The following is a 6,015-nucleotide window of genomic DNA, read 5'->3' on the forward strand; positions in this document are numbered from 1 at the left end:
GCCGACGTGCACGGTGATGAGAGCAACGGTTGTGAGAGTGGAGATGATGAGTCCCATGACAGTGGTGACGATGAGTCTCACGACGACGCCGAGATGCACGGCGACGAGGGAGAGGAGCACGGCGAATGATTTCTGAACTCGCTACTGCGCTCGCTGGCAGCCTCCCGGCGCAGCTTCCCGCCCCGACATTTCAGGGCCCCGAGGTCAACTGGTTCGCACTGTCGCCGATGCTGGCGTTACTCGCAGGTGCCCTCGGCATCATGGTCATCGGTGCACTCACGCCGCAGTGGCCCAAGGGCCTGTACGCCTTCGTCTCTGCATTCGCCGCTGGTACCGGCGGCGCGTTGGCAATGGTCCAGTGGGACGACATCACCGACAATGGCGTGCAGACGCTCGTCGGTGGCGCCATCGCGTTCGACACGTTCGCGATGTTCCTGACGATCACGATCTGTATCAGCCTGCTCCTCGTGTCGCTCCTGACCGACTCGTTCCTCCGTGGCACGCCCAACGACGGCCCCGAGATCTACGCGCTGTACATGGTCGCTGCGATCGGTGGCATTGTCATGGCGTCGGCCAACGATCTCATCGTGATGTTCCTCGGCCTCGAGACACTGTCGCTCGCTCTGTATGTCTTGGCGGCATCGAACCGTCGTTCGCTCAAGTCGGCCGAGTCCGGCATCAAGTATTTCGTACTCGGTGGTTTTGCCTCGGCGTTCTTCCTCTACGGCATTGCGCTCCTGTATGGGGCATCCGGCACCACCAACATCACCGAGATGGTCGTTGCGTTCCGCAATGGCGTCGACCTTGATAACTCCGACCCCTTGGCGCTCGCCGGTATTGCGATGTTGATCGTCGGGCTCGGCTTCAAGGTCGCGGCAGCTCCGTTCCACGTGTGGACGCCCGACGTCTATCAGGGTGCACCGTCACCGGTCACCGCTTTCATGGCGTCGGTTGGCAAGGCTGCAGCCTTCGCCGCGACGATTCGCGTGCTGGTCACTGCCCTTCCGTTCTTCCGTGATGATTGGGGCCCGGTCATCTGGGCGCTCGCCGTCCTCTCGCTGGTCGTTGGGTCGTTCCTCGCGGTCGTACAGACCAACGTCAAGCGCATGCTCGCCTACTCGTCGGTGAGTCACGCCGGCTTCCTGCTGGTCGGTGTCGAAGCGGCTCGCAACACGGCCGGTGAAGCTCTGCCGGGTGACGGCATCGCCGCCGTGGCGCTGTATCTGATGCTCTATTCGGTGCTCGTTATCGGTTCGTTCGGTGTCATTACGGTGGTGTCGAAGGCATCAGGAGACGAAGACGGCGACTCGTCGCTCGACTCGTTCAAGGGCCTCGCCAAGCGCCGCCCGACTCTGGCCCTTGCGTTCACCGTCTTCCTGCTCGCGCAGGCTGGCGTCCCGCTGACCTCGGGGTTCATTGCGAAGTTCGGTGTCATCCAGGCTGCTGTCGAAGAAGAGAGTTACGTCATCGCGGTCATCGCCATGGTCGCGGCTGTCGTGGCGGCATTCCTGTATCTGCGGATCATGGTCAACATGTGGCTTGCCGATCCCGATGGTGGCGACGAAGCCGAAGCCGTGGTCATGCCGTTCTCGGCTGGTGTGGCGATCTTCGGTGCTGCCGCGTTCACGCTGTTCGTTGGTGTCTTCCCCGGCTGGCTCATCGACGCTGCCGAGACCGTCTCCATCATCGCCCGCTGACCGGCCAGATCGCAAGGTCAGTCTCGGACCCAGGTTTTGTGTGAGCGATAGCGGGAACCGACGCTGCTTCAGCTCACACAAAAATCGGGCTCAGGTTTTGTGTGAGCGATAGCGGCAACCGACGCTGCTTCGGCTCACACAAAGATTGGGGTCGGAGGTGCCAGCGGGGCGGGCCGGGTCGAGGAGTTGCTGTTCGAGTTCGATGATGTGCTGACAGGTCTGCTGCTGATCCACGCTCGATACTCTGCCACTGTGACCGACTCTCCGATCGCTGCAGTTTCTTCGTCGCCCCGTTACCCAGTCGTCTTGTTCGACTTGGATAACACGCTTTCTGATTTCACGTCGGCCCAGACGGAAGCACTTCCGGGGTTGCTGTCAGCGCACGGCGTCGCCGAAGCGGAGAGCTACCTACCGACCTTCAAACGCCTCGCGGAGCCGTTGTGGGAACAGATCGAAGCCGGCACCCTGACGCTCGACACGCTCAACGACGAACGCTTTCGCCTCCTGATCGAGCACACCGACATCGACGTCGACCCATCCGTTCTCGCTTCCAAATACCTCGGGTGGTTGAGCACAAGCGGAAGATTGATCCCTGGTGCTGTCGATCTACTCGAAACGCTCCACGGAACTGTTCGGATGGGAATGATCACCAACGGGTACGCCGAGGTGCAACGGCCTCGGCTCGACCGGTTCGAGCTCACGCACTACTTCGAGTCGATCACTGTCTCGAGTGAGATCGGCCACGCCAAGCCGGGCCAAGCATTCTTCGATGTCGCGCTCGGCCAACTCGGCAATCCAGACCCCGCGACTGTGCTGGTCGTCGGCGACAGCCTCAGCTCCGACATCGCCGGCGGAGCAAACGCTGGCTGCGCGACCTGCTGGTACAACCCTTCTGGCAAGCCGGCGCCGGAGAATGCTGTCGGGATCGATCACATGATCATCGACCTCGCGGAGCTCCCGAATCTCATTCACGGGGCGTAGCGGCCAGCCATTCTGGAGCACTACTCCGCACCGAGTTCGAGCGCCGGTCGCGAAGATCCTGCGAGGCCGCGCAAACTCTTGTCATGGTCGGTCTCATTGAGGGGCGGGCTGCGGTGCCATGTCTCACGCCATCGCACCGACCAATCAACTGTCGCGCACCGATCACCCTCGGCCAATCGACAGGGCGCGGCCTGGACCTGCGCCGGCGGTCAACGTCCAGACGGTCCTGACCGATGGAGTTGTGGCACGCTGGGCAGGTGACTGACGCATCTGAAACCGCTGGCCTCTACGCATCGATGAGCACCCTGCGGGCAGTCCGCAAGCTACGGCCCGACCCGATTCCCGACGACGTACTGGAGCGCGTGCTGCAGGCCGCGTGCTGGGCGCCGACGGGGGGGAACGCGCAGCCGTGGCGTGTCGTGGTCATCACTGATCCTGAGGTCAAGACGGCGATGAAAGAGATCTACGCTCCAGAGTGGGCCAAATACGTCGGCGGCTTCATGAAGATGATGGAAGGCCTGCCGCCCGAACAGCTCGCACCGTGGGAACGCGTTGCTGCAGCCGGTGATTACCTCGCGGACCATCTCGACGAGGCGCCAGCGCTGTTGCTCTTCGTGGGCAACCCAAAGATGATGGCGATCACCGACGCCAAGCTCGATCGCGTCAGTGTGGTCGGTGGCGGGTCGATCTATCCGGCCGTGCAGAACGCAATGCTTGCCTGTGTTGCCGAAGGACTCGGTTGCACACTGACCACGCTGCACTGCCTCCGCGAGGCTGAAGTGATGGAACTCCTCAAGATTCCCGCGGGCTGGGCAACCGCAGCGCTTGTCCCGATCGGCTACCCCGTCGGCAAGGGCCACGGCCCGATCACCCGACAGCCCCCGAGCCAGCTCGCCTACCGCGACACTTTTGGAACCGCCTGGTCATAGACGTTCACCCCGGCTCCGAAGCTGGACAGTCAGCGCCAGTCGGCTTTCGCCATGGTCCAGATGATCAACCGGCCGGACTCTGCAGGTGCCTCTGGCGCGCGTTGAATGACGCGGTCGCGGCGGAAGCCGAGTTTGGCGGGAACGCCGGCACTCGCCTCGTTGGCCTCATCGGTGTGCACTTCGACACGTTCGATGCCAGCGACACCGAATGCCGTGGTGGTCAACGCCGAGGTGGCCTCGGTAGCAAATCCGCGTCGCGTGTGGTCGTCAGCGATCCAGTAGCCGATGTCGAGTGCACCAGGGCCGACGCGTCGATGGAGCCCACAGCTGCCGATGGCGAAGCCGTCCAAGAACGTGCCGAGTACGACGTCGCCACCGTCTTCCCACTCCCGAGTCCACGTTTCGATCAGCGTGACGCGTTCGGAGACCGTTTGGGGTTCGAACTTGATCCAGGGCATCCACGGCCGGAGATGCTTGACGTTGCTCTCGACGAGATTGTCGAGCATCGAGGCTTCGTCGTGCTGCCAACGCCGAAGAAGGAGCCGCGGTGTCTGGATGCGTTCGGGAAGTCGATCGTCGGCGCCATCGATCATGGTCTGACAGTAATGCTGGCCTGACATGTCAACATCGCGTTGCGCGCGAGTCGCGTCAGCGGGTCGGCCAAGTCGCAACCGTCGTGTAGCGGGCGCCGTCTGGGTGCAGGCGACTTTCGACGAGGGCAACCTCATCGACGTCGAACTCTGCCTGGCAGAGCATGCCGACGACCTTGCGCACGATGGCGCCGCGCTTGACCCGCGCGACGGTGATGTGGCCAGCGAACGTCGGCCGTGGGTCGAGGCTGCCGAGACCGGCGGTTGCCTCGACCACGGCTGCAGAAAGTGCGTCGAGCCCGTTCACCGGTGCCATTGCCGAGTGCGTTCCGAGCATGTCGATGGCCGGACCGACTCGGGCGACCGCAGCGGGCAGTTCAGCGCGATTCATTGCTTCGCAGACGTCGTCGATGTTGGCCTCGCCGAGAAATCGGAGCGTGGCATGCCAGTTCTCGGGTGCGACGAACCGCACACCCTGCTGGTCTTTGCGGGGCAGCTCGGTGAGCATTTCGACAATCTCAGCCGGTGGCCAAACGGCGAGAAACAGACGAGTCATCACGGGCAGTGTTGCAGGTGGTGGGGGTTTCCCCACTCCGAGTTCGCTCGGGTCCAGTAGGGCGACTGGACGCTTCTCACCGGAACGGGCGAGAATGGAGGCATGCAATCACAGCATTCGGACATGAAGCGTCGCCTCGTGTTGTTCGGGCTGATGGTGCTCATTGTCGCTCTGGTCGCCGGAACGGCGTTCGCTTAGCTGTGATTTAGGCAGGTTGCATTTCGGCGGCGCGCTTTTCGGCGTACCGCTTGGCAACACGTGCGCTGGTTGCCATCCGCTTCATCAAGCGTTCCTGCGCTGCAGCGCCCTCGCCAGACAGGCCTGGGATGTTCGCGGCGTCCCACTGACGTAGGACGACGGGGGCGAGAATCTGCTCGTGGTGGATCTGCAGGTCGTAGATGCCGGCGCGGGCAATGGCCTTGGCATGCCGCTCGAAGTCAGGAATGCCAGTACCGGGCATCGCGAATGAGCGGACCTGCCGCTCCATTGCGATCATCATCGTGTTCGGGTCGGCCTTGATGGCTGCTGCTGCGAGGTCGCGATAGAAGAGTTGGTGCAGATTCTCGTCGCTGCACACTCGCTTGAGCATGTTGAAGCCGACTTCGTCTCCGAGTTGTGCACCGGTATTGCGGTGCGAGATCCGCGTGGCGAGTTCTTGCAAAGCGAGGTAAATGAAGCCGTCGTGGGTGGTCTCTGGGTCAGGCGTTTCGCCCTTGCTGACCTGCACCATTCGGCTCCGCTCAAGCTCGATTGGGTCGATTGCTCGCGTGACCATGATGTAGCCGTAGATCGCCATCGCGTGACGGCCTTCTTCGGCAGTCCAGCGACGGGCCCATTCGCCCCAGGCGCCGTCTTTGCCAAACATGCGCTCGACCGACCGAAAGTAATACGGCAGGTTGTCTTCGGTGAGCAAGTTGACCAGCAACGCGCTGCGGACCTCTTCAGAGAGTTGCGCACCAGCAAGATCGGCATCTTCGGGGGTCCACTGATGCCCCTCCATGTGGTCCCGACCGCGGCTGTATGGCACATACTCATGCGGGAACCACTCTTTGGTGGTTTCCAGATGCCGTTCGAGCAACCGCTCGACGTCGGGAGTGATCGCGTGGAGGATTTCCTGCTCGTTCACAAGATGTAGCCTACCGACCAGTAGGTAGTCATGCGAGCCGAGCGCGACAAATGGCCAATTTCTGGTGCAAAATGAAGGCGTGGAGAGCGCTCGAGTTGATCAGTGGCTGTGGTCGGTCCGACTGACCAAGACACGC

The 6,015-nt window shown here is 62.5% G+C and carries 6 protein-coding genes; 3 read left to right on the plus strand and 3 right to left on the minus strand.

Annotation, left to right across the window (positions count from 1 at the left end):
• The first annotated feature begins 125 nt into the window (after positions 1 to 125).
• The 3 genes from ACH2EI_RS07540 to ACH2EI_RS07550 all read left to right on the plus strand — a co-directional run bounded on the left by ACH2EI_RS07540 (position 126) and on the right by ACH2EI_RS07550 (position 3,607).
• On the plus strand, positions 126 to 1,697 hold the full coding sequence (locus tag ACH2EI_RS07540) for an NADH-quinone oxidoreductase subunit N (protein ID WP_395152709.1): 1,572 nt from the start codon (positions 126 to 128) through the stop codon (positions 1,695 to 1,697).
• Positions 1,698 to 1,949: 252 nt separating this feature from the next.
• The gene (locus ACH2EI_RS07545) at positions 1,950 to 2,678 is read left to right on the plus strand and encodes a YjjG family noncanonical pyrimidine nucleotidase (RefSeq protein ID WP_395152710.1); all 729 of its coding nucleotides are present in this window, start codon (positions 1,950 to 1,952) and stop codon (positions 2,676 to 2,678) included.
• A 257-nt stretch (positions 2,679 to 2,935) separates the two neighbouring features.
• Entirely contained in the window at positions 2,936 to 3,607 is a 672-nt protein-coding gene (locus ACH2EI_RS07550; protein ID WP_395152711.1) for a nitroreductase family protein, read from the plus strand.
• A 29-nt stretch (positions 3,608 to 3,636) separates the two neighbouring features.
• Here ACH2EI_RS07550 and ACH2EI_RS07555 read toward each other — a convergent pair whose 3' ends face one another.
• The 3 genes from ACH2EI_RS07555 to ACH2EI_RS07565 form a co-directional block, all read right to left on the minus strand.
• The gene (locus tag ACH2EI_RS07555) at positions 3,637 to 4,200 is read right to left on the minus strand and encodes a GNAT family N-acetyltransferase (RefSeq protein WP_395152712.1); all 564 of its coding nucleotides are present in this window, start codon (positions 4,198 to 4,200) and stop codon (positions 3,637 to 3,639) included.
• 55 nt (positions 4,201 to 4,255) lie between these two features.
• Positions 4,256 to 4,753 carry an RNA 2',3'-cyclic phosphodiesterase gene (gene thpR, locus ACH2EI_RS07560; protein WP_395152713.1) on the minus strand — a complete coding sequence of 166 codons (498 nt, stop codon included), beginning with the start codon at positions 4,751 to 4,753 and terminating at the stop codon, positions 4,256 to 4,258.
• A gap of 205 nt (positions 4,754 to 4,958) precedes the next feature.
• On the minus strand, positions 4,959 to 5,879 hold the full coding sequence (locus ACH2EI_RS07565) for an acyl-ACP desaturase (RefSeq protein WP_395152714.1): 921 nt from the start codon (positions 5,877 to 5,879) through the stop codon (positions 4,959 to 4,961).
• Positions 5,880 to 6,015: the final 136 nt, after the last annotated feature.

This window comes from Ilumatobacter sp., assembly GCF_041688325.1.
Classification (GTDB): domain Bacteria; phylum Actinomycetota; class Acidimicrobiia; order Acidimicrobiales; family Ilumatobacteraceae; genus Ilumatobacter_A.